The sequence below is a fragment of the Collinsella sp. HCP3S3_E5 genome (genome assembly GCF_052067635.1).
GTDB lineage: Bacteria > Actinomycetota > Coriobacteriia > Coriobacteriales > Coriobacteriaceae > Collinsella.
In genome coordinates this window covers 16,680-41,005 of sequence record NZ_JBQHQF010000007.1, presented here as the reverse complement: position 1 = coordinate 41,005, position 24,326 = coordinate 16,680, and the positions used below count along the sequence as shown (strand labels likewise).

The 24,326-nt window shown below is 61.0% G+C and carries 20 protein-coding genes; 3 read left to right on the top strand and 17 right to left on the bottom strand.

Going from position 1 to position 24,326, the window contains the following annotated elements:
- The first annotated feature begins 273 nt into the window (after positions 1 to 273).
- On the top strand, positions 274 to 870 hold the full coding sequence (locus ACTM82_RS03490) for a 5-formyltetrahydrofolate cyclo-ligase (RefSeq protein WP_441054358.1): 597 nt from the start codon (positions 274 to 276) through the stop codon (positions 868 to 870).
- A 91-nt stretch (positions 871 to 961) separates the two neighbouring features.
- Here ACTM82_RS03490 and metA read toward each other — a convergent pair whose 3' ends face one another.
- On the bottom strand, positions 962 to 1,888 hold the full coding sequence (gene metA / locus ACTM82_RS03485) for a homoserine O-acetyltransferase MetA (protein ID WP_427795205.1): 927 nt from the start codon (positions 1,886 to 1,888) through the stop codon (positions 962 to 964).
- A gap of 211 nt (positions 1,889 to 2,099) precedes the next feature.
- On the opposite strand from metA, the gene ACTM82_RS03480 reads away from it, so the two are divergent.
- The gene (locus ACTM82_RS03480) at positions 2,100 to 3,077 is read left to right on the top strand and encodes an L-lactate dehydrogenase (protein WP_152067319.1); all 978 of its coding nucleotides are present in this window, start codon (positions 2,100 to 2,102) and stop codon (positions 3,075 to 3,077) included.
- Between the two features lie 382 nt (positions 3,078 to 3,459).
- Here the strand turns inward: ACTM82_RS03480 and ACTM82_RS03475 are convergent, their stop codons facing one another.
- The 12 genes from ACTM82_RS03475 to ACTM82_RS03420 all read right to left on the bottom strand — a co-directional run bounded on the left by ACTM82_RS03475 (position 3,460) and on the right by ACTM82_RS03420 (position 16,985).
- Positions 3,460 to 4,428 carry an SIS domain-containing protein gene (locus ACTM82_RS03475; protein WP_427793944.1) on the bottom strand — a complete coding sequence of 323 codons (969 nt, stop codon included), beginning with the start codon at positions 4,426 to 4,428 and terminating at the stop codon, positions 3,460 to 3,462.
- Between the two features lie 144 nt (positions 4,429 to 4,572).
- Positions 4,573 to 5,328, bottom strand: coding sequence for a GntR family transcriptional regulator (locus ACTM82_RS03470; RefSeq protein ID WP_441054360.1), 756 nt, complete (start codon positions 5,326 to 5,328; stop codon positions 4,573 to 4,575).
- Between the two features lie 2 nt (positions 5,329 to 5,330).
- Positions 5,331 to 7,313 (bottom strand): RecQ family ATP-dependent DNA helicase, encoded by a 1,983-nt coding sequence (locus tag ACTM82_RS03465; protein ID WP_441054362.1) that lies wholly within the window; start codon positions 7,311 to 7,313, stop codon positions 5,331 to 5,333.
- A 484-nt stretch (positions 7,314 to 7,797) separates the two neighbouring features.
- Positions 7,798 to 8,517, bottom strand: coding sequence for a GntR family transcriptional regulator (locus ACTM82_RS03460; RefSeq protein ID WP_427719478.1), 720 nt, complete (start codon positions 8,515 to 8,517; stop codon positions 7,798 to 7,800).
- A gap of 142 nt (positions 8,518 to 8,659) precedes the next feature.
- The gene (locus ACTM82_RS03455; RefSeq protein WP_441054364.1) at positions 8,660 to 9,667 is read right to left on the bottom strand and encodes a YitT family protein; all 1,008 of its coding nucleotides are present in this window, start codon (positions 9,665 to 9,667) and stop codon (positions 8,660 to 8,662) included.
- 206 nt (positions 9,668 to 9,873) lie between these two features.
- Entirely contained in the window at positions 9,874 to 10,503 is a 630-nt protein-coding gene (locus ACTM82_RS03450) for an HAD family hydrolase (protein WP_441015582.1), read from the bottom strand.
- Between the two features lie 156 nt (positions 10,504 to 10,659).
- Entirely contained in the window at positions 10,660 to 11,652 is a 993-nt protein-coding gene (locus tag ACTM82_RS03445) for an SIS domain-containing protein (RefSeq protein ID WP_154518564.1), read from the bottom strand.
- Between the two features lie 189 nt (positions 11,653 to 11,841).
- On the bottom strand, positions 11,842 to 12,675 hold the full coding sequence (locus ACTM82_RS03440) for a PTS system mannose/fructose/sorbose family transporter subunit IID (protein ID WP_117855153.1): 834 nt from the start codon (positions 12,673 to 12,675) through the stop codon (positions 11,842 to 11,844).
- Between the two features lie 13 nt (positions 12,676 to 12,688).
- Complete coding sequence (locus ACTM82_RS03435) at positions 12,689 to 13,483, bottom strand: PTS mannose/fructose/sorbose/N-acetylgalactosamine transporter subunit IIC (protein WP_154518546.1); 795 nt, start codon at positions 13,481 to 13,483, stop codon at positions 12,689 to 12,691.
- A 36-nt stretch (positions 13,484 to 13,519) separates the two neighbouring features.
- Entirely contained in the window at positions 13,520 to 14,443 is a 924-nt protein-coding gene (locus ACTM82_RS03430; protein ID WP_154518543.1) for a PTS mannose/fructose/sorbose transporter subunit IIAB, read from the bottom strand.
- Between the two features lie 183 nt (positions 14,444 to 14,626).
- On the bottom strand, positions 14,627 to 15,709 hold the full coding sequence (locus tag ACTM82_RS03425) for a DMT family transporter (RefSeq protein ID WP_441054365.1): 1,083 nt from the start codon (positions 15,707 to 15,709) through the stop codon (positions 14,627 to 14,629).
- A 283-nt stretch (positions 15,710 to 15,992) separates the two neighbouring features.
- Entirely contained in the window at positions 15,993 to 16,985 is a 993-nt protein-coding gene (locus tag ACTM82_RS03420) for an SIS domain-containing protein (protein WP_117648180.1), read from the bottom strand.
- A 206-nt stretch (positions 16,986 to 17,191) separates the two neighbouring features.
- On the opposite strand from ACTM82_RS03420, the gene ACTM82_RS03415 reads away from it, so the two are divergent.
- Entirely contained in the window at positions 17,192 to 17,914 is a 723-nt protein-coding gene (locus ACTM82_RS03415) for a GntR family transcriptional regulator (RefSeq protein ID WP_441054367.1), read from the top strand.
- A 21-nt stretch (positions 17,915 to 17,935) separates the two neighbouring features.
- On the opposite strand, the gene ACTM82_RS03410 is transcribed toward ACTM82_RS03415, so the two are convergent.
- From ACTM82_RS03410 to mfd, 4 genes are all read right to left on the bottom strand, one after another.
- On the bottom strand, positions 17,936 to 18,526 hold the full coding sequence (locus tag ACTM82_RS03410; RefSeq protein WP_118238204.1) for a GNAT family N-acetyltransferase: 591 nt from the start codon (positions 18,524 to 18,526) through the stop codon (positions 17,936 to 17,938).
- 78 nt (positions 18,527 to 18,604) lie between these two features.
- Complete coding sequence (locus ACTM82_RS03405; protein ID WP_118271027.1) at positions 18,605 to 19,630, bottom strand: threonine aldolase family protein; 1,026 nt, start codon at positions 19,628 to 19,630, stop codon at positions 18,605 to 18,607.
- Between the two features lie 45 nt (positions 19,631 to 19,675).
- Positions 19,676 to 20,539, bottom strand: a complete 864-nt coding sequence (locus ACTM82_RS03400; protein WP_441054369.1) for a phosphatase PAP2 family protein — start codon at positions 20,537 to 20,539, stop codon at positions 19,676 to 19,678.
- Between the two features lie 56 nt (positions 20,540 to 20,595).
- Positions 20,596 to 24,228, bottom strand: a complete 3,633-nt coding sequence (gene mfd / locus ACTM82_RS03395; protein ID WP_441054371.1) for a transcription-repair coupling factor — start codon at positions 24,226 to 24,228, stop codon at positions 20,596 to 20,598.
- Positions 24,229 to 24,326 lie beyond the last annotated feature (98 nt).

The following is a 24,326-nucleotide window of genomic DNA, read 5'->3' as shown; positions in this document are numbered from 1 at the left end:
GCGGCAATATTGGCTCCAGATGTTACAAATCGAGACGTTTTCGGATGACGCCGGCTCTTTGTCTCAATCTGTAACATCTAGGCCCGATTTTGCCGAGTTACTGTTACAGATCGAGACACACCGCCGCGAACACCCACTCTTCGTCAAAACCCACGAAGATGTCCATGAACTGCTCCCCTTGCGATGGTTTGCGTGGTGGTTTCGACATTTGCCCAGATAAAACCTACCAAAATAAACCTGTCCCTTTTTGGTAGGTTTGAGAGAGGGGCCGGGATGGATAAGGCCGAGTTGCGGCGGGCGGTAATTGCCCGGCGCGATGCTCTAGATTTGGATATGCGGGCGGCAAAGTCTGCTGCTGTATGCGCGCGGCTCGTTGAGTTGCTGGGCGGCTCGGGTCCCGTGGCCCCGCGCACCGTTGCCGTCTATGCCGCCATAGGCTCCGAAGTCGACCCTGCCGCGTTTGCCGCAGCGGCCGCAAAACACGGCTGGCGCGTGGCCTATCCGTGCATGTTCTCGGCAGCTGACACCGTGGCTTGTGGCCAGCGCATGTGCATGCGGGCAGTTGCTGCCGGCGATGCGTCCGAGCCCCCGTTTATCGCCCACCCTACGCGGGCCTTCGCAGCCACGGACGTCGACAGCAGCCGCTTTCCTATCGTGCCTGCCGAGGCGCTCGATATGATCGTCGTGCCGCTCGTAGCCTTCGACCACACCGGCGCGCGCCTGGGCTACGGCGGCGGCTGCTACGACCGCTACCTGCCCACGCTCTCGCCCGCATGCCAAATCATCGGCATCGCCTTTGACGAGCAGCGTGTCGACCACGTTCCCACCGACACCCACGACCTGCCGCTACCCCACATCATCAGCGCCTAACTGCCGTTGTATCGCACCCGCAAGATGGGCATCCGAAAATCCACGCTCGTCACGCCGCAGCCGCAGCCACAACCGCAACCGCGGCCGTAGCCTAGTGCTCCTCACCGGCGCGGGCCAGGTCGTAGGGCGTGGTCTGGTAGACGTAGTAGTTGAGCCAGTTGGTGTAGAACAGCTGAGCCTGGCTGCGCCAGACGTTGCGCGGCTCGGCGGTGGGGTCGTCACCTGGGAAGTAATGCGCCGGCACCTGGGGGTTGAGCCCGCGCTTCACGTCGCGCTCGTACTCCAGGCGCAGCGTGTCGGTATCGTACTCGGGATGGCCAAAGACAAAGAAGCGGCGGCTGTCGGTCGACTTGACGATGTACAGGCCCACCTCGTCTGATACGGCCACGACCTCAAGCTGCGGCTCGGCCTCCACGTCCTCGCGGCGCACATCGGTATTGCGTGAATGCACGGCATAGAAGCGGTCGTCAAAGCCGCGGACCAGCGGGCTTTGCGGCTTCACCAGATAATGCTCAAACACGCCGCTCGCCTTGGCCGGCAGGTCGCACTTCTGGATACCGTAATGATGGTAGAGCCCTGCCTGTGCACCCCAGCAAATATGCAGCGTAGAGTGCACGTGCGTGGTGGACCAATCCATGATCTGGCAGAGCTCGGGCCAGTAGTCGACCTCCTCGAACGGCATCTGCTCCACCGGCGCGCCCGTGATGATCAGGCCGTCGTAGTGGATATCGCGGATGTCGTCGAACGTACGGTAGAACGTCTCCAGGTGGCCGGCACTCACGTGCGTGGCCTCGTGCGTCTTGGTGCGTAGCAGGTCCACCTCTACCTGCAGCGGCGTGTTGGAGAGCTTGCGCATGATCTGCGTCTCGGTGGCGATCTTGGTTGGCATGAGGTTGAGGATGAGCACGCGCAGCGGACGGATGTCCTGGTGCAGCGCGCGGTACTCGGTCATGACAAAGATGTTCTCGCTCTCGAGCTGCGCGGCGGCAGGGAGGGCGTCGGGGATGCGAATGGGCATGGATGCTCCTTACGAGTCAGTTGCAGCTATGGTACAACGAGCGGCCCCATCCGCGCGAGTGCATCGCCCCGAGACACCGTCAGCGGCCCAAATCACTCCAAAAGTAGAGATTAAGGCATGTCCCAAAAATCTACGGCGCTTTAGCCTAGCAAAGTGGCAGCAGGACGCTACAATGGTTCGATGCGAAAAACTCGGCCGAAAGGATACGTATATGTACCAGACGCGTAAGATCGGTGTGGTCGGCCAGGGCCACGTAGGAGCACATGTCGCCAACAGCCTGCTCATGCAGGGCATTGCCGATGAGCTGTACCTCTGCGATATCAACGAGGCAAAGGTGACGTCCGAGGTCCAAGACCTGCGCGACTCCCTTTCGTTTGTCCCGTACAACACCAAGATCGTCAACTGCTACGACCACTACGAGGAGCTGGCCTGCTGCGACGTCATCGTCAACGCCGCCGGCAAGGTCGCACTGGCCGCCGGCAACCGCGACGGCGAGCTGTTCTTTACCACCGACGCCGCCCGCACCTTTGCCAAGCGCATCGTCGATGCCGGCTTCGACGGCATCTTCGTGAGCATCTCCAACCCCTGCGACGTCGTGTGCACCGAGCTGTGGCACCTGACCGGCTACGATCCCAAGAAGATCATCGGCTCGGGCTGTGGCCTGGACTCTGCCCGCCTGCGCACCGAGATCTCCAAGAAGGTCGGGGTGAGCCCCAAGTCCATCGACGCCTACATGATCGGCGAGCATGGCTTTAGCCAGCTGGCCGCCTTTAAGGCCGCAACCATCGCCGGCAAGAGCCTCAACGAGCTTCAGGCCGAGAACCCCGACAAGTACGCCTTCGACCACATGGAAGTCGAGGAGCTCGCACGCAAGGGCGGTTATGTGACTTACGCCGGCAAGCAGTGCACCGAGTACGCCGTTGCCAACTCCGCCGCGCGCGTCTGCGCCGCCGTACTGCACAACGAGCACGCCGTGCTTTCGGCCTCTACGCTTATGACCGGCCAATATGGCGAGGAGGGCATCTTTACCTCCCTGCCGTGCGTGATCGGCGCCGAGGGCGTCGAGGAGGTCTACACGCTCGACCTTTCCGAGCACGAGCTCGAGGGCTTCCACAAGAGCTGTCAGCACATCCGCGACAACATCGCCCAGCTCGACTGGTGGGACGCCGAGGCCTACGACGCCAAGTAGTCCGCCGGTTGATGCGACAACTCACTCATACGGACACAATGTAAAGCGGGCCGCGCCGGAAACCCACCGGCGCGGCCCGCTTTTTGACTCACGCGACACGCTTGCAGATTTAGGTCTAATACTTTTCCCGAAAAGTGAACGAGCAAAAACGAGCCCTCGAAGCATCGGCACTTTGTGGAGACCATTTCCTGCAGTTTCATTAAGATTTTCCTGCTGTTTTGGCGTCAAAAAATGTCGATGCTTCGGGGGTCCAAAATAGGTCGTTCACTTCTCGGGAAAAGTATTTGACTTCGTTTTTCGACAAACAGAAAGGGGCACCGTAACGCAAACGGGGCCCGCGCTTGGCGAAGGCCCCGTCATGAAAAATCGCGTTCCCCGTTACCTAGTACCGCTCGACGCCCATATAGCGGCGAACCTCGGGGCTGTGGTCAAATACCTTGCCGCGGGCGGCGCGCAGCTCACAGCTCATCGCATAGAAGAAGATCGGCTCCAGGTACGAACGCACGCTGGCAGGCACCTCGCCCACGCCGTACTCAAGCGCATCGAGCACCATGACTGTATCGGTGTGCGTGTTGAGGAATGCCAGTGCGCGCTCCTCCATGGGGCGGCACTCGCCAGCGCCAAGCTGCACAAAGTAGAACACGCCGGGCTCGGTAGCCTCGAAGGGACCGTGGAAATACTCGCCGGAGTGGATGTAGCAGCAGTGCTGCCACTGCATCTCCATGAGCGAGCAGATGGCCATGGCGTAGGTCTGGCTAAAGTTGGGGCCGGAGCCCAGGATATAGAAGAACTTGTGCTGCTGGCAGAGCTCGGCAAAGCGATCGCCCAGCTCGGCGTTGACCTTCTCGCGGGCAGCGGGCAGCAGTGTGTCCATCTGCTTAAGGCCTGCGTACATGTCGGCGAGCGCCTCGTAGCCCTCCTGCTGGTCGAGCAGCTCGGCGGCGATCAGAGCGCCGATGCCCTGCGGAACTTCGGCCTGCGACTCGCCCTTGCCCCACGGGTAAACCCAGGTGGTCCACTTGCCGTTATCGATCTTGGAGCCCGCGTAGTCAGTCATAGTCACGACCTCGGCACCGGCGGCCAGCGCCATCTCGCAGCCGTCGACGACCTCTTGCGTGTTACCGCTGTGGCTACAGGCGATGACGAGTGACTTCGGCCCTAGGCTCTTGGGGGCCATAAGGCAAAACTCGCGCGCCGTGTAGACCGTCGAGGTAAACGTGGTTGCCTCGCGCTTGAGCAGCTCATTGGCCGGCATAAGGTCAATCATCGAACCGCCGCAGGCGATCCAAAAGACATTCTCGATCTTACCCTTGCGCTCGATAATTTCCTGAACCAGATCGTGTGCGTTCACGGTGACATTCCTCCCTGTGTGGCGGCTTTGAGCGACGACAGCTCGTACCTGCGGTCGTTCTATGTTGTCCTATTTATAGCACGCAAGCTGTCGCAGGTGAATTCATTTCACCAAACTTGTTCTGTATTGTTCTATCTATGGACGTTAGATGTCGAACACGTAGCGCGACCCCACGATCTTTTGGCGCCCGAGCAGCAAGGGCCGCTCGTCCGCATCGGTAAAGTACGCCTCCATATAAAAGAGCGGCTCGCCGACCGGCACCTCCAACAGCGGGGCCGTCTGAACATCAGCGAGCGCGATCTCCACGGTACAGGGATCGGACTTGAGCGGTGCGCGGCCCGAATGCACGGCAACGAGCGCAAAAATCGAATTGTCGGTGAGGTCCTCGTCGGCAAGCTGCTGCAGATAGGGATGGTCGGCCAGCACAAAGGCGTTGTTCTCGAGCATGACGGGCACGCCATCGGCCGTGCGCACGCGCTCGACCACGATGAGCTCGCAGCCGGGTTCCACGCCAAAAAACGCCGCGTCCTCGCGCGTCGCCGCAACCACCGTGCGCGACACCAGGCGCGCTCCGGCCGCCATGTCGTTGGCAGCGCAGGCCTCGGTAAAACTCTGGACGTCGCCTTTCTGGACAATCTTGCGCTTGAGCTTGGGCGCACACACAAACGTGCCCCTCCCCTGCTGAGGGTTGAGATATCCCGCGCGCGACAACTCCTCAATGGCGCGACGCACGGTAATGCGCCCCACGCCGTAGGACTTCGCGAGCTCCATCTCGGAAGGAATGCGCGAGCCGGCAGCGTACACGCCGCGCGCGATCTCGCCCTTTAGGTCGTCCATAACCTGCTGGTACAGCGGCACGGCGGACACGTCAGTACGGTCGGTCTTGCTATCGGCTGCCATCGTTACGCTCCATCCCGTGCATGCTCGGATTCAAACTCTTCAATCGCCGCCATAAACTGCTCGCCAAAGGCGTCGGCTTTTTTCTCGCCAATGCCGTTGACCCGGATAAGCTCGTCGCGCGTCTGAGGGCGCAGGCGGCACAGACCGCGCAGGGCCTTATCGGAGAAGACCATGTACGGCGCCATCTCCAGCTCGATCGAAATCTCCTTGCGGAGTGCCCGCAAGCGCTCGAACAGCTCGGCATCGTCGCCCACGCGCGGGCGCTGATCCAGCTCGGCCTCCTCGCGCAGCAGATCCACCGCACGGAGGGCGCGGGCCGAGGCCTTGCGCTTGGATGCACGACGCTTAACGGTAAAGGCAAACGCCTCGTCCTCGACCTCGCCGGCACGCGGGCCCAGTCCCACGACCGGGTACTGTCCCTGTGAGGTTGCCAAATAACCGCGGCCGCACAGCTGCCCGATGATGTCCTTGATGCGCCCGACCGATTCGCTCGACAGCTCACCGTAGCCGCGGTCCTCGTCCAAATGCATCTGGCGAATGCGCTCGGTGTTGCCGCCGTGGAGCACGTCGGCGATCAGCGACTTGCCAAAACGCATGGGACGCGTAGCCACATAGCGAACGGCGGCGCGGGCCATATCGGTGACGTCCTCGACCTCGAACTGCGTGAGGCAGTTGCTGCAGTTGCCGCAGCCCTCGGCGTCGTCCGTGGCGGCACCGCTAGCACCGGCTGCGGCGGTATGCTCGGCCGCAGCCTCGTCGCCAAAGTAGCGCAGCATGTATTCGCGCAGGCAGCCGGTGGTATTGCAGTAGCCCTCCATCTGGCTGAGCAGGCGGTATCGATTCTGGAGCGCCCACGCGCGTTGCTCGTCATCGAGCGCCTCGTCGGCAGCATCGCCGCGATCGATCAAAAAGCGACGCATGCGAAAATCATTGCCGTTCCACAGCAAATGGCAGCTGGCTGGGTCTCCATCGCGGCCGGCTCGGCCCGCCTCCTGGTAGTACGCCTCGATGCTCTCGGGCACGTTGTTGTGAATCACGTAGCGCACGTTGGGCTTGTCGATACCCATGCCAAAGGCGTTGGTGGCAACCATTACCTGGATATCGTCGTCGATAAAGGCGCGCTGGCTTTGCCGGCGGGCGTCGTTGCCCATGCCGGCATGGTAGCGGCCAACGCGAATGCCGCTGGGTCCCAGCGCCTCGGCAAGCTCGCTTGCCAGCGCATCGACGGTCTTGCGAGTCGAGCAATACACGATGCCGCTTTCGCTCGAATGTGCGATCACATAGTCGCGCACCCACGCGGCCTTGGCCTTGTCGCCCATCTCCTCGCAGCCAAAGTAGAGGTTCTTGCGATCGAAGCCCGTCACCACCGTCGCGGGGTTTTGCAGGCCGAGCATCTGCTGAATGTCCGCGCGCACGCGCTCGGTCGCCGTAGCGGTAAAGGCCGCCACGATGGGGCGCTGCGGCAGGGAATCGATGAACTCGCGAATCTGCAGGTAGGCGGGACGGAAATCCTGGCCCCACTGGCTTACGCAGTGGGCCTCGTCAATGGCCACGAGCGGCACGCCAATACCGGCGGCGGCCGCGGCCTCCCGCGCAAAAGCTAAAAAGCGCGGCTCGAGCAGACGCTCGGGCGCCACGTACATAAGCTGGTAGCGGCCCTCGCGCGCCCGCTTGAGCACGGTGTTTTGCTGGGCCGGAGTAAGACTGGAGTTGAGATAGCTGGGCCGCGCACCCGCCGCGAGCAATGCACGGGTCTGATCCTCCATAAGCGACAGCAACGGACTCACCACAAAGGTGATACCGGGCAGCATGAGCGCGGGCACCTGGTAGCAAATGGACTTGCCGGCCCCCGTGGGCATAACGCCCAGCGCATCGCGGCCGGCAAGGATCGCATCGACCATGCGGTCCTGCCCCGGGCGAAACGAGGTGTAGCCAAAATAGGCGCCGAGCGTATCGAGCGCCATCTGCTGCATGCTATCGGTCATGGTTTCCTAACGTCCAAGTCATCTGCCGCCGATTATACGCCGCCACGCGGACCGGTGCCGCACGGCTGCCGGCCACGGGCAATGTAATCCGATGGGAACGAGCGTGGATAATCTCCCACTTTGAGCCCGTCACCAAGCAAAAAACGGGAGATTATCCACGCTCATTTTTTGGTGAAGGGCAGCTAATTTGGGACGGGGCTATTTTGACTACTTTTACATGCAAAGTAGTCAAAATAGCCCCGTTCCAAATTAGCTGCCCGAATCAAGGCAACGCCGATGTTTTGGCAACGCCAGCGAGCGCCCGTCATTTGAGCCAAGGTGCCGTGAAATGAAAAGGCGCTGACCTTCTGGTCGCGCCTTTGAAATTGAACGTCAGATTGCCGCTTAGGGGCGTTTGCAGCGTCGACCGGTCCGCCGTTCGTTAGAACGGCGGAACCAAAGGCGTAGCGTCAAGCCGTTACACGGTTTGGTAAAACCGCGTAACTTATATGACCATGACGTAGCGGCTACCCACGTAATACTGCTTGCCGAGCAAAACCGGCTCGCCATTGGGACCGGTAAAGCCGGCACGCAGGTTGAGCAGCGGATCGTGCGGAGCGATGCCCAGCTCGGCCGCCTGCTCGGCATTGGCGCGAACGGCCTCGACCGTGCGGTAGCCAACCGAGGCAATCGGCGTTCCACCAACACGCTCGACCTCGGCAAAAATCGACTTGTCCTCAAGATCGGCCGTCAACAGCTCACGGTAGGCGTCAAAGGGCACAAAGATGTTCTCCTCAAAGATGGGCTCGCCGTCGGCCGTACGCACGCGCTTGATATGCAGCAGCAGCGCATCCTTCTGCAGGCCAAAGAACTCCATCTCGTTTTGGCGCGCCGGAACGATCTGGCGATCGATTACATGCGCGCCGGCCTTCATGCCATTGTCGGCACACAGCGCGGTAAACGTCTGCAGCATCGAGGCATGAAACTGGCGGTTGATGTGCGGCGTGGAGACAAACGTGCCACGGCCTTGCTGTTTAACCAGATAGCCATCGGAACACAGCTCCTCTACGGCGCGGCGCACCGTAATACGGCTCACCTCGTACTGCTCGGCAAGCTCAAGCTCGGACGGGATACGCTCCTTGGGTGCATAAACACCCTTCTCGATCGAATCCTTGATTTCGTCGTAAATCTGCTGGTACAGCGGCGCATTTTTGGGTGCAGGCATATCTAATCACTCTTATCGAAATATCGGAATAACAAATACGTATATAACGTCTAGTTTTATGTTACCTCATAACGATAAAACGATACACCATCCCTACCAAAAAGGGACAGGATTGAGCAGAGCCGGCAAAATGCCAAATACCTTACTTGCCGTCGTCCTGCTGCAAGCTGTCCTGTTCGCTGAGGCGCACCTGCCTGCTGGCCATGCGTGCGGGCTTGTCGGGATCGGGAACGGCCGTGGGCATGGGTTCGTCGACATGACCGCCCCACCAACCGCCCACAAAGTTGAGCGTGTGGAATACGTTGATCACGGCGCCGGGATCAACCTCGCATACCAGCCTGATAATGTCCTGGCTCTCGTAGGTCGAGACAACGGTGTGCAGCAGGTACATCTTCTCGCGGCTGTATCCGCCGACGACCTCGGCGCAGCTAATGCCGTGCTGAAAATGGTTTACGTAGGCAGTCATGACCTCGTCTGCCTTACGCGTCGTGATCTGCAGCGTCACACGATCGTAGCGATGATAGAAACTGTCGATGGTCTTGGTCGAAATAAACTGAAACACAATGGAATACGCCGCCTTGTCCCAGCCAAACATAAAACCAAAGATTGCCAGGATAAAGCAGTTGAAGCCAAAGATGACGCCCCAGATGGTCTTGCCCGTGTGGTTGGAAACCCACAGCGCGATAAAGTCGGTGCCGCCGGTGGATGCGCCGGACTTAAGCGCGATGGCAGCACCCAGGCCCGAGACCACGCCGCCAAAAATGATGAGCATGATCTTGTCGCCTAAAAACGGCGCAAAGTGAAAGACGTTGAGGAACAGCGACGAGAGCACGACCTGCATCATCGAGAAGATGACAAAGCGCTTGCTAATGCCGTTCCAGCATAGGAGCGCCACGGGGATGTTGAGTGCGAGCATACCGAGCGAGATGTCGATGTGAACGCCGCCTAGCGAGGTAACGCGATCGAGCAGGACCGCGACGCCGGTAAAACCGCTCGGAAGCAGGTCAGCGGGCCGAATGAACGCCTGGATCAGGAATGTCTGGAGAACGGCAGAGACCGTGACTGCCACGGCAGTAATGGCACGGCGGACGATGGTGAGGCGGCCGAGTACGAGCACTCGGTCCGTGAGCTGATCGATGGCATCCGCCACGCAGGCTCCTTTCGAAGGCAGATATAGTTGTGGGGCATGCCCGCGATTGTAGCATGGAGCGTGCGGGGGCGCCTCAATTCACCCTCTCTCGACAACCATCAGAAGGACCGTGAGGCCGCTCAAAAGAAAAACGCCGTGAAGAGAGCGATCCCTTCACGGCGAATTCGGCATTTGCCCAGATAAAACCTGCCAAAATAAACCTGTCCCTAAATGGCAGGTAGGATGTCACACAGATTGTCAATGACAACGTCGGCGGCAGACTGGTCCAGGTTGACGCCCTCGTGCGGACGCAGCGCCAGGACGCGGGCGCCAGAGCGCTTGCCAGCCTCGATGCCCAGAGGCGAATCCTCGATAACCAGGCACTCGGAAGGCTCCACCCCCAGCGCCTCCATGGCACGCTGGTAGATCTCGGGGTCGGGCTTAAACGCACTGCACTCGTGACCGCTGATGGTGTAGTCCAGCACGTCGGCGATGCCGGCAATCTCCACCAGCTCGTCGATCAGCTCGCGATAGGACGAGCTCGCGATGGCACACTTCACACCGCGCTCATGCAGCTCACGCATCACCGGCTCCGTCTGCTCGTTGAGAAGCTCGGCATACGGAACGGGGTGGTGCGGGCTGTAGACCTGCTTGTACTCCACGCGCAGGCGCTCACGCAGCTCAACATCGTCGGGCACCAGCGCCTTCCAAATGGCCGGCTCGTTAGACCCCGAAAGGTCGGGGATCTCGTCAAAGTGGAACCCCTTCTCTTCCATAAACGCCACGCGGCGACGGTTGTAGAACCACTCGGTATCGACCAGCACGCCGTCCATGTCAAACAGCACTGCCTTGATCATACGCATCTCCTCCCACCTGCCAAAAAGGGACAGGTTTATTTTGGTAGGTTTTATCTGGGGTTTGCGGCGCGACAAACACGCCCCCAAAGCAAAAAAGGGGACGGGGCGAAAACCCCATCCCCTCTCAATCAACCCGTAAGGTCTACTTACTTGTGATTAGTAGGAAAGCTTCCACATGTAGCGACGCATGGTCAGCGGGTGCTGACGGGCCTCGGCGATCTGGTTGCCGTACTCGCGCATAACGGCGAGGTGCAGCAGCGGGTTGAAGTAGGTGACGACGCTCGCGGGCACGGCGTCAGCCAGGCCGTAGTCCTTGGAGTCGATCAGAGCGACCTTGGCGCCCATGCGCTCAAGGAAGGTGAGGGCGCGGGCGTCCATCGGACGGGTAGCGCCATCGGACATGAAGAAGACGTAGGGCTTACCCTCGGTGGAAACCTCGAACGGGCCGTGGAAGTACTCGCCGGTGTTGTAGGCGGCGGCGTCGATCCACTGCATCTCGGTGAACAGGAAGGCGGCGTGAGAATAAGCCATCTTCTCGGAGGCACCGGAAGCCATGAAGTAGATCATCTTGTCGTCCTTGAAGTCCTCGGCGAACTTCTTGGCGAGCTTCTTGCAGGACTGAGCGGCGTTCTCGCAAAGGTCGAAGACGTTGGTGAGGCCGGTGATCATGTCCTCGTAGTGGTCATAGCCCTCGGTCTGCTGAAGGATCTCGAGAGCAAGAGCGATGGCATAGCCGGGCTTCTCGCACTTGGCAGCGTAGTTGGCGTGGAAGCCGTGGATGATGACGTGGTCGGCGTCGACGGTCAGAGCGGAGCCGGCCTTGTTGGTGAGGGAGACGACCGGGCAGTTGTGCTTCTTGGCGGTCTTGTTGGCCTCGACGGTCTCGGGCGTGGAGCCACCGAGGGAGCAGGTGATCACGAAGGTGTGCTCGTTGACCCAGGAGGGCGTGTCGTAGTTGAACTCGTTTGCGGTGAAGATCTGAACGTTCAGCTTGTCCGTGTTGTTGGCCAGGAAGTACTTGGCGGGGTAAAGGTCGGACATGGAAGCGCCGCAGCCAACGAAGGCGACGCTGTGGATCTCGTGGTTGGACAGGACGTCAGCGACGATCTGCTTAGGGAGGTTAAGGTCGATCTCGTACATCTGACACATTCCTTTCGATTTTTGCGGCGCCACTTTGCCGGACGTGCGCAGGATTACCGTGATTTGGACCGAGTCGCCGGCCCATTGAAGATGTGACATAGGGACTGTCCCTTTGACACATTTAGGGATGGAAGCCTGCCTGGGGTATGGGATGCCAGGCAGGCTCCCCGGGGAAAGCGGTTAGACGCTTGGGCGCGACTAGGCCAGGATGCCGGCCGCGGAGAGGGCGATGCCGCCCACGATGGCGATCACAAGAAGCCAACCGGTGTTGACGTTCTTCTTGATGAGCCAGTACATAAGGCCGGTGAGGCCAAGGGAAATCATCTGGGGCATCATGCCGTCCAGGATGTCCTGGATCACGACGGTGCCGTCAGCGAACTGCAGCGGGGTGGTGGCGCCGATCAGCGTAGCGATCATGCCGCCCACGGACATAAGACCCACGATGCCGCAGACATACATGAGCTTCTCCATGAGGTCGCCGCCCTGAAGCTTGCTCAGGTACTCGTGGCCGCCCTGATAGCCCATCTTGGCTGCGAACCACGTGATCAGCACGGAGGGCACGATGGAGATGAGCATGGCCAGGATCGGGCCCATGATGGAGCCCTGCTGAGCCAGCTGAACGCCCAGACCAAAGGCGATAACGCGGATGGTGCCCTGGAAGAAGGAGTCACCAATACCGGAAAGCGGGCCCATGAGGGAGGTCTTGACCGCGTTGATCGAATCGGGATCGAAGTTCTCGGGATCCTTGGCGTACTCCTCCTCCATGGAGGCGGCGAGGCCCAGGACGAAAGCGCTCGTCTGCGGAGTGCAGTTGTAGAACGCCATGTGACGGTGGTAAGCCTCTTTCTTGGCAGCGAGCTGCTTGGGGTCGGACTCATCCGGATAGAGGCGATCGAGCGTGGGAACCATGCCATAGAGGAAGCCCATGTTCATCTGACGCTCGTAGTTCCAAGAGGCCTGGATGGCCCAGGAGCGCCAGAAGAACTGGCTGACCTTCTTGTTCAGGGACACGTCCTTGGTTGCGGTTGCCATAGTGTGTTCCTCCTTAGTCTTCGTCGTCTTCGAGCGGATCGTAGTCGGAATCGACACCGGCGGCTGCATGGGAACCGTTGAACTTGAAGCCCATGAAGACGACAGCCAGGCACACACCGATCAGAGCGACCGCGATGACGGACAGGTTGAGGTAAGCGGCGAGCAGGAAGCCGATGAACAGGAACGGAGTCATACCCTTCTTGATCATCATGGTGAGCAGCAGGGCCAAGCCGTAGGCGGTCATGATCTTGGTCGAAACGTTAAGACCAGTGGACAGCCACTCGGGAACCATGTTGACGATGGCCTGAACCAGGTCGGTGCCAACAAAGACGGCGAGGAAGATCGGCAGGAAGTACATGACGGCGTACAGACCAGTGCCGACGCAGATGTGCATACGGTAGGCAGTCTTGAACTTTCCGTTATCGATCGCGCTATCTGCCACATGGGTGAGGGCGGCGATGATGGAACGGAACACGATGCCGAGGAGCTGACCCAGGACGGCGACCGGGATGGCGATCGTCATGGCAGTCTCGGCGGAAGCATCGGTCAGGCACGCAAAGGCAGCGGCCACGATGCCGCCCAGGACCATATCGGGCGGAACGGCAGCACCGACCTGCACCAGGCCCATGGACACGAGCTCGACGGCGGCACCGACGGCAAGGCCGGTGGGCACATCGCCCAGCAGCAGACCGACGAGCGTAGCGCCAACGAGGGGCTGCTCGAAGTTAAGACGACCGAGCAGGCGGGAGTCCCACATGCAGAACACGCCGACGAGGCCGACGAGCACCGCACTGATGAACGTATTCATACCCTTCTCCTTTCAGTCAGGCAAAAGCCTGGTTGACTACAGCTTGGCGTCGATGTCGACGCTCTGATACGTGGGGGTCTGCTGGACATAGAGCTTGATGCCCATGTCGAGCAGCTGGTTGATGTCGGCCTTCTGCGTGGCGTCGAAGAAGACGGAGCTGTCCTTGCCGCCGACCTGATCGGCACCGTCGTGGTTGGCGGTGGCGCCCAGGTTGATGGCGTCGAGCTTGTAGCCCTGGCAGAATTGCAGCATCTCGGCAGTGTTGCCAAAGACGAACATGACGCGCTCGCCAAGGGTGTTGAGCTTGTCCATCTTGGCGAGGGCGCGCTCGACGGTGAAGACGTTCAGGCGCACGCCCTGGGGCTTGGCCAGCTTAAGAGCGCCCTTCTTGATGTCATCGTTGGCGGCAGCGTTGTCGACGACGATGATGCGCTCGGCCTGAACCTTGGTGGTCCAGGTAAAGACGACCTGGCCGTGCAGCAGACGGTAGTCAAGACGTGCGAGGACGATCTTGGCGGGACCGGAGCTGTGACGGGACGCCTTGGCCTTCTTGGCGGGAGCCGCGACGGCCTCGACCGGTGCGTTGGGGTTGGTCAGACCAGTGCGGGCCTCGTTGATGAGGGCCGCGAGCTCGGTGCCCTTGACGGGGGCGGGGCTCATAGCGAGCGTGAGCGCCAGCGGGATGTTGAAACCGCTGACAACCGTGAACTTCGTGCCGTTCTTGGAAAGCTCGACCATGCTGTTGTTGACCGAGCTGCCGAGCATATCGGTCAGCACATAGACGGTGTCGTCCGCGTTGAACGTGGCGATCATGGCGTCCACCTTATTGGTGATGGGCTCCTTGTCGTCACGAGCAAGCGACACGACGTGGACGTTCGACACGTCGCCGAGAACCATCTCGAGCGTGTCTTTGGCGCCTGCGGCCAGGCCGCCATGAGATGCGAGAATGATCTGATTCATCTTGCCTCCTCCTTCTCGTTATGGTCATTATAACGTCTTATACGCTACTTATATTGATAATTAGTATAAAGACCGTTCGCGGTTAAAAATCGACCGTTTACGGGTTTAACGTACTCGAAACGTTGGGGCTGGATAAGCGGACACTGGCTGGATAACCCCAGGTCGGATGCCGCACGCAATTCCCTATCGCACGAAGTACCAGGGACTTTCCTGTACGGTGGGCTCCAGCGCGATGCCGGTGCGTTCCTTAAACAGATCCATGTCCTGCGATTTCTCCGTCCACCACGCGTTGGGCTTAAAGGTCATGCTCTCAATGACATGGCCGACAAACACACTGTTGCGCAGCTTGGAAAAGTCGGTATTCATGATCAGGATGGACGCGAGCACCAGCACGATGCCCAGGACCTTGATCGCGCCGGCGGGCTCGGCGTAGACACCAATGCCCAGCAGTACGGTGACAACTGTCTCGAATGACATTACGACGGGAACTTTCGACGTCTCGAGCCCCATGGACAGACCCTGCATATATAAGATGTAAGCCACGGCTGTGGGGATGAGTCCAAAGCCAAGGAACAGCAGCAGCAGCTGTGGCGACATTGCCGCGGCGACATCCGGCCACGGAGCCGCGATAGCTGCCATAACCGCACCGCCAAAAACAAAGCCCCAAAACGTGACAGCCAGCGGGTGGACCGTCTTGGTTGCTATTCGGCTAAACACCGCGAGCGACGCACCACAAAGGCCTGCAATCACACCCGACGTGACGCCCCAAACCGAAAAATGAAAACCGGAAAGGTCGCCATTGGTCACTGAAAGCACGCAGCCAACGATGTTAAAGACAATGGCAACGAGCTTGTTAGGGGTCACGTCCTCGCGATAAAGCATGCGGCCGAGCATGACGCCAAACACCGGCGAGGTGTAGAGCAGCACCGAGGCCGTGGACATGCCCACCTCGCCCATGCACTCGTAATAGCAGGTGTTGGCGGCGGCCAAACCGACGATACCGACAAGCGCGCAGGGAACAAGCTCTTTAGGGCTTGCCTTGAACAGGGCCAGGGGACCCGATGCTTTTCCCTCACGAGCACCTCCCTGGCAACCCATGACCGCCAAGACCGGAGCCATTAAGACGGCACCCGACAACAGGCGAAAGGCCGCCATGCTCTGAGACGAAACACCCATGGCCGAGATGCCGTTTACAAAGATTCCGATGCTGCCCCACATAAGCGCGGCGATCAGCACCAGCACATAGCCCAGATTGCTTTTCTTCAACGCAGCCTCCTCGGTATTGTTTCCAATATGTTTCATACTACGTTATAGTCGTTATATACATTTTTCAAGCCACAAATCGCCGAACGGAAAATGATCCGCTGGGGACGGAGGAAAACGGATCACTGAGGGGCTGGTCTGAGTCAGTGATCCGTTTTCCTCCGTCCCCAGCGGATCATTTGGCTGTTGCGGTGAAATAGTTCCTAAATAGAGGCTTCAAGCCCCCAAACAGGAACTATTCCACCGCAACTTATGAGGACATCAAGCTGTTAGGCCGCTCTATCCCCTAGTAGTCAAGCTTCCACATGTAGCGACGCGTCATATAGTCCTTGTGGGTGACGGCAGAGAGCGCGCGCATGTAGACGTTGTTGAGGATCGGCGCGAAGATCAGGTGGTTGAAGTACTCGCTCACGCTGTCCTTGATGTCGTTGAGACCGAGCTCCTTGGCGTCGAGCTGATAGACGCGCTCGCCACCGTACTGGTTTACGAAGCGGATGCCGCGCTCGTCGTTGCAGCGGCTGCGGCCGACGCTGATGAGCTGGAACAGCGAGGTACGCTTGTCCAGGATCTCGAAGGGGCCATGGAAGAAGTCGCAGGTGTTGATGGTGCAGGAGTCGATCTGTAGCATCTCCTGCACGTTGCAGATGCTAAAGACGTAGGCGGCACCAAAGAGCGGACCCTGAGCCATCACGTTGATGCAGGGCTTGTCGGCGTTCTGCTCGGCCCACTTGGCAGCAAGCGGACGGGTGTACTCGACGGCCTTGCGATAGATGGGGTCGACCAAGTCGAAGGCGGCCATGGCGGTCTCGTACTCGGCATAGCCCTCGGTCTGCTGCGTGAGCTCCATGGCGATCATGGTCACGACGGCGGAGTTGGTGCGGCCCATGCAGGACTCGTCGACGGCCAGGCTGTCGTACTGGATCTTGTAGTCGCAGACCTCGGTGAGGGCGGACTCGTCAACATAGATGGCGATGGTGCTGGCGCCGTGGTCCTTGGCGACCTGGGCGGCGACGATAGTCTCCTTGGTGCCGCGCATGGACACGACGACGGCCAAGGTGTTCTCGTTGACGTAGGCAGGGGTGGCGTGCACGAACTCGTTGCTGGTGTAGCTGGAGCTCACGACCTGCGTGGCCTCGTGCTCCATAAAGTACTGGGCAGGATAGTTACCGCCGTTGGATCCGCCGGCGCCAATCCACACGACGCGCTTGATGCCGCCCTTGTCTGCCTTGTCGGCCAAAACCTGGGAGACAACATCCTTAACCTGTTCCTGAGTAGTCATCGTGCATCAGCCTTTCTTCTCGTTTGATGCTCATCACAGGCATACAAGTTACATACATATTTTGGTTATGTCGACTAGTTGTATGCTATATTTGTCTTAGAAATTTTGCTGCTATGGTTTTCGGTAGCTCGATACCAGCAGTTTTATTGTTTTATTAAATACATGCTTGCTTAGGTAAGCATACAGGTTAGATATAGGTTGGCAATATGGGCGTCACATCTAAAAAGAAACTGACCCAATACGAGCGCTTGGCGGGCACGCTGCGCGATCGCATCGCTGCCGGCACGTATGCGCGCGGAGACAAGCTGCCGTCCGAGATGGAACTCATGGACGAATCGGGGCTGTCACGCAGCACCGTACGCCACGCCCTTAAGGTGCTCGTTGATGAGGGCCTGGTGCGCACCGAGCGCGGGCGTGGCGCCTTTGTGGCCGACACGCCCGCGCTCCACGAGAACAACCTGGTGTTTTCGAGCTATACCAAGCAGGTCGAAGGCCAGGGCATGAAGCCCACCACGCGCACCGTGGACTCGGGCTTTGCCAAGGCGGCCGGCAGCATAGCTAAGTTCTTTGACGCCGCCGTGGGCAGCAAGCTCGTCAAACTTGTCCGCCTGCGCTACCTGGACGACGCGCCGCTGTGCCTGGAGACCACCTACCTGCCGCCAAGCTTCGAGACGCTCATCGATCGCGATATCAACGGTTCGCTCTACGCCATGCTTCGACAGGAGTTCCATCGCGCACCGGCACAGGGGCATAAGACCTTTGAGGTGTGCTATGCCTCGCAAAACGAGGCGTTTTTGCTCAACGTTGAGCGCGGGCAGGCGCTGATCCTGATCACCGACTACGTCTACGACACCGACGGCCGACCGCTCCATGTCTCCAAGCGCATCCAACGCACCGACCGCGCCAAATACACCGAACCCATCGGCTAACCTGCCAAAATAAACCTGTCCCTAAATGGTAGGTTTGGGGAGGTCGGGGAACCAGGTTGGTTTGGGTTGGTTGGGCGTGCGCTCGGCTAGGACCAGCTCCATCCAACACATGTCGTACCAGCGACCGAACTTTTGGGCGCAGCGGTCGAAGGCACCCACCAGGCGATACCCCATATGGGCATGGAAATCCTGGCTGTTGTGCGTCAGGTACTCGTCGTCCTTGTCGTGCGGCACGGCGATGAGCGCGCACATGTTGGTGATGCCCATCGCAATCAGGCATTGCTTGAGCGCATCGTGCAGCTTGCGGCCCAGCCCGCCGTGGCGCACATCGCGCGCCAGGTAGATCGACGTCTCGACCGACCAGTCGTATGCCTCGCGGCTGTTGAGCGGACTCACATAGGCATAGCCTACCGGACGCCCGTCCAGCTCCATCACCAAATACGGGTAGCGCTTGAGCGTACGCTCGATACGCCCGGCGAACTCCTCAACGCTCGGAACCTCGTATTCGCAGGTAATCGCCGTCTGGCGCACATACGGCTCATAGATGGCAAGCAACGCCGGCGCATCGTCGGGCGTCGCCAGGCGAATCGTCGGCTCGGACATTTCGGTCATACAACCCTTCCCCCTCAAAAACAAAGGCTGCCCTGCGCCAAGCTCAGGCGCAGGGCAGCCCCTTGTCACTACATCAGGCTACAGGACAGCCGCCAACGCGTCGATGTCCTCCTGCGTCGTGGCCCAGCTGGTGCAAAAGCGCACCACCGTGTGGGTCTCGTCGTACTTTTCCCAGTACTCAATCGAGGCATGCTCGCGAATGCGGGCCATGTCCTCGTTGGGCAGAATCACAAACTGCTGGTTGGTCGGCGTCTCCAAGAAGAACTGGTAGCCGCGCTCGTGCAGCACGCGACGAAGCGCCTGAGCCGTCTCGATCGCCTGGCGACCAATCTCAAAATACAGGCCGTCGGTAAAGAGCGCCTCAAACTGCACGCCCGTCAGGCGGCCCTTGGCAAGCAGCGCGCCATGCTGCTTAATACGCGGAATGGGATGCGCCGGGGCGTGCATACCGCAGAACACCACAGCCTCTCCGCAGAGCGCGCCGCACTTGGTACCGCCGATGTAGAACACGTCGCACAGCTGCGCCAGCTCGGGCAGGGTAATGTCGCACTCATCGGCCGCCAGCGCATAGGCCAGGCGGGCGCCATCCACAAACAGCGGAATCTCGCGCTTCTGGCACACTGCGTGAATCGCCGCGAGCTCGGCCTTGGAGTACAGCGTGCCGTACTCGGTCGATAGGCTCACGTACACGGCACCCGGGAACACCGTGTGCTCGTAGCTCTCGTTTTCGTAGAACACCTGGATATAGTTCTCAAGGTCCTCGGCGTGCATCTTGCCCTCGTAGCCGGGGATGGTGAGCACCTTGTGGCCGCCAAACTCGATGGCGCCCGCCTCGTGGCAGGCGACGTGGCCGGTCTCGGCAGCAACGACGCCCTCGTACGGCGCGAGCAGCATGTCGATCACCGTCGCGTTGGCCTGCGTGCCGCCCACCAGAAAAAACACGTCGGCATCGGGGGCCTGACAGGCCTCGCGGATAAGCTGCTTGGCACGCTCGGTATGTGCATCGGTACCGTATCCTGGCTGCGGCTCCATATTGGTGTCGACGAGCGCCTGCAGCACCGCCGGGTGTGCGCCGTGGGAATAATCGTTGTTAAACGCGAGCATGGCAATCCTCTCTTACCGGGTATCGGCCAGATGATTCAAACGGAGCTATTGTACGCCGCTGGGATAGGCAATGCGCGCGGCAAGGCACTCAAGCGCCAGCACCAGGGCAAAGCCGCAGCTCACATCACTCAAAAAGTGCGCTCCGATCACGATGCGGCCAAACGCGACGAACGCCACAACCACAGCCGCCGTCCAAAAGACCACACGACGGCGCGACGGCTTTTCCTTAAAGGCCGCTGCGGGAAGCCCGGCGAGCATAAGGCCGATCGCCGCGTGCGCCGCGTGTCCGCTCGCAAACGACTTAAAGCCGTCCTTGACTACACCGGCGGCAATATAGGCCCGCTTGTCGGGGTTGCCGATCACCCACCACGGCTGAAACTCGAGCCCCGGCGTCACCTCGACCACGCGCATGCGCGGGCGCGACCACAGCGGCTTGACGATCACGTTGAGGATGATGGCCTGAGCGACCCACACGGCAAGCACCATGAGCGCCCAGCGTGTGAGCTCGTCGGGCTCGGTCGTGCGCGTGAGGCGATAGACGATAAGGTTGGCGACGATGGCCAGCACAAACGTCAGCACCAACTGAGCCGCGATGAGTTTGCCGCCAACCCTCAGGGACGAAGCGATCTCGTAGCCGGTCAGGCCAACATTGACGAGGATGCCGAGCACGGCGAGCCATTTGCTCCCCCTGGAGTCGGGACGCACCGCGCGCACGAGCATAACGCCCGCGACGCTCGCCGTCAGCTCAAACGGCAGCTCGCCGGTCGCCTCGATAAAGCGGCCGTACACGCTGCCGATGTTGAACAGCGCGCTCGAGATCTGATAATCGAAGAAACTGCCCACGCCCAGGCAGAGGACAAGGATAGCCGCGATAGCAGCGGCATCTTTCTTATAAATGTACCCGAACATGCTTTCCTTTCGATGGAACCAGATTGCCCAAATGGGGCGTTTACGGCGTCGACCCGTTAGTCATCGTCGGACGTGCCCAGCTGCTGCAGCAGCATGAGTGCCGCGGCCACGGGGCCGGTGCCGTCGTTGGCGTCGAGACCGCGACCCAGGCCGCTGCCCGCGCCGGCGCCCGCCTTGTAGGGCACCGACAGTTTGCGGCTCTTGGGGAAGTTTACCGCGCCATAGCGGGTCTTAAGCTCATAGGCCACCTTCTTGGGAACGTCGACGCCCAAAAACGTGATGCGACCGCCACTGAGCGTAACGCTCTCGAGCCCCAGGCGCTCGCCGCGAATGCGGATTCGCGCGCGATTGAACAGGTTGAGTCCCGCCAACGGCAGCTCGCCATGCGCGGCCTCGGTCTCTTCCTGCACCTCGTCGATGCTCTCCAGGTCCCCGGCCGCCGCAAGCTTACGGTATACGAGCACGCGCTGATCCACCGCCGGCAGGTACTCCTCGGACAAGAAGTAGTCGGCCGGCAGGTTGATACCCACGCTCGCCGCCTCCACACCGGCATCGTCGTCGCCACGCGCCTCGGCCACGGCCTGACCCAGCATCTGCGTAAACAGGTCAAAGCCCACGCTCGACAGGTTGCCGTGCTGCTCGGCGCCCATGAGCGAGCCGGCGCCGCGAATCTCCAGGTCGCGCATGGCGATACGCATGCCACTGCCCAGGTCCTGGAACTCGGAGAGTGCGGTCAGGCGCGCCGTAGCCTCCTCGGTGAGCGGCAGCTCGCCCGGGAACATAAAGTACGCGTAGGCTTGCGTGGCAGAACGGCCCACGCGGCCCTTGAGCTGGTAGAGCTGTGCCAGGCCCAAGCGCTGCGAATCCTCGATGATGAGCGTGTTGGCGGTCGCGTTGTCGATGCCGCTCTCCACGATGGTCGTGGCGATGAGCACGTCGATCTTTTTGGTCGCGAACTCGATCATGACGTCCTCGACCTCGCGCGGGCTCATCTTGCCGTGCGCCACGCCCACGCGCGCCTCGGGCGCGGCCTCGTGTACGCGTGCCACGGCGTCGTCGATGGTCTTGACGCGGTTGGACACGTAGTACACCTGGCCGCCGCGGCCCACCTCCAGGCGAATCGCCGCGCTCACCACGTCGGGGTCGTACTCCCCCACGTGCACGATCACGGGGCGGCGCCCGGTCGGTGGCGTGGTGATCAGGCTCATGTCGCGCACGCCGCTCGTGGCCATCTGCATGGTTCGCGGAATAGGCGTGGCCGAAAGCGTGAGCACGTCAATCTGCTCGCGCAGGTTTTTGAGCTGCTCCTTGTGCTGCACGCCAAAGCGCTGCTCCTCGTCGATGATCACCAAACCCAGGTTCTTGGGGTTCACATCGGCCGAAAGCAGGCGGTGCGTGCCGATGAGCACGTCGATCGTGCCCTCGGCAAACGCCTTGAGCGCGCGCTTCTGCTGCGCCGGCGTGCGAAAGCGGCTGAGCACCTCGACCTCGAGGCCAAACGGGGCAAAGCGCTCAAAGAAGGTCTCGTAGTGCTGTTGGGCCAGAATGGTCGTGGGGCAGAGCACCATGACCTGACGGCCGGAGTCCACGCACTTAAACGCCGCGCGCAGGGCAACCTCGGTCTTGCCAAAGCCCACGTCGCCGCACAGCAGGCGGTCCATGGGCTTGGGCGCCTCCATGTCGGCCTTAATGTCGGCGATAGCCTCCAGCTGGTCGCGCGTCTCGTCGTAAGGAAAGCTCTCCTCCATCTCGATCTGCTCGGGCGTGTCGGGCGGGCAGGCGATACCGGTAATCGAAGAACGGCGCGTATACAGATCGACCAGGTCAAACGCCAGCTTTTTGGCGTTCTTGCGCGCCTTGTTGGTGGCACGCGTCCAGTCGGCGGTGTTGAGCCTAGTCAGGCGCGGCTTGTCGCCGTCGGGACCAACATAGCGCGTGATGCGGTCGACCTGCTCGAGCGGCACGTAGAGCTTGTCGCCGTCGGCATATTCCAGCAAAAAGTAGTCGCGCTCCTTGCCGCCAACTTCCTGGCGCGCGATCTCGCTAAAGAGCGCGATGCCGTGAGTGGCGTGTACCACGTAGTCGCCCGGCTTAAACGGAAACGTGATCTGCGTAATGTCCACCTTGCGACGGCTGCGCGCGCGGTTGGCGTCCATGCGGGCGTTGAGATCGGCGATCGAGAACACGGCCAGGTTGGCATCGGGCACCACCACGCCCTGCGGCAGGGCAGCATCCACAAAGGTCACGCGTCCGCGCGAGATGGTGGGTACGGCAGCACCGGCGGCAGCCTGGGCGGCGCCCGCCTCGAGCGAGCGGGCGTTGAGCGCATCGACGCGGCGCTCGCGGATCGAGGCATGGGCCTCCTGGCGGGCAGCACGGTCGGCAGAATCTGCCGCTGCCACGCGTACGCGCTCGCCAATAACACCGGCGTTTTCGGGGGCGGCCGTCAGCGACTCCTCAAAGGTAATGCCCTCGTCGCCAAAGGTGAGCTCCATCGACTCGCGCGCTCCGCGGTCGGGAATGGCAAACACGCAGGCATAGCGCTTGCCCACGACTTCCTGAACGCGCGTCATAAAGCGGTTGTCCGAGCCTGCGATAGCCGGCTGCTCAATCTTGAGCTCTGCCGTAACCGCACCGCCGGCGCGGATCAGACTCACGTAGTTCAGGCGCTGCTGAGCACCAAAGTCGAGCTGCTGGGCGCGCACGTACAGGCCGTCCAAGCGGTCAATCCCCGCCTCGCCGGCGCGCGCCTCGATATCCTCGTAGGCACGCAGGCAGTCGTCGAACAGCGAGCGCGGCTCGGACAGAACCACAAGCGCCTTGCCGCTCACGTGCGCCAACGGGCTCACGGTCTGGCCGTACATCACCGGCAAAAAGCGGTCGAGCTCGGGTGTGACGATGCGCGCATCAACCATCTCGAGCAGTGCCGCCAGCTTGCTGTCGCTCTGGCTTGCGCGATAGAGCGCCACGTGCATGTTGTGAACGGCTTCGTCGGTAAGCGCCAGCTCGCGGCACGGGAAGATCTCGATGCTGTCCTCGTTGCCGATGGTTTGGCCCGTGGAGCTCACCATACGGCGAATGCGATCAATTTCGTCGCCAAAGAACTCAATGCGCACGGGCGCTTTCTCTTGTGCGGGGAATACCTCGACGGTGTCGCCGTGAACGCGGAACAGGCCGGGTGCGTCGGCGGCGCCGGCATTGGTATAGCCCATGCCCACCAGGCGCTGCGGCACTTCGTCAAAAGGAATCTCCTCGCCCACCGCAAAGGTCGTGGACTCCCAGTAGCAGCTCTCGACTGGCGGCACGCAACGCAGCAGCGCGCGGGCCGAGGCAACCATGATGCAGTTGTCCCCGCGCACGATACGCCCCAGAGCCTCGCAGCGCTGCGCCACCACGGCATCGTCGGGTGCCTGCTCGCGCCACGGATAGTCCTTGCGCTCGGGAAAGCGGCACACGTGCGCCAGGCCCACGTAGGCGGCCAGGCTGCGCGCGGCGCGATCGGCCGCGTCCTCGCCGCTCACAATGTAGACCGTAGGGCGCGGGCGGCGCGCAAACTGAGCAGCCGCCATAAGCGTGCGGCCCGACTGCGACACGGCCAGCGTCACATCCTCGCCGGCGTCGAGCCCGGCCTCGACGGTCTGCAAGGCCTCGGCAGTGTAGAGCTGCGCGGCTATACGGTGAATGAGCATGCTGTTCCTCCGGCATCGCAACGCCAAAAGCCCGCCGGGGCAAGCTCGGCGGGTCGTGCGTCAAAGTTCATTGACGCTTATGGTACCGCACGGTCCCG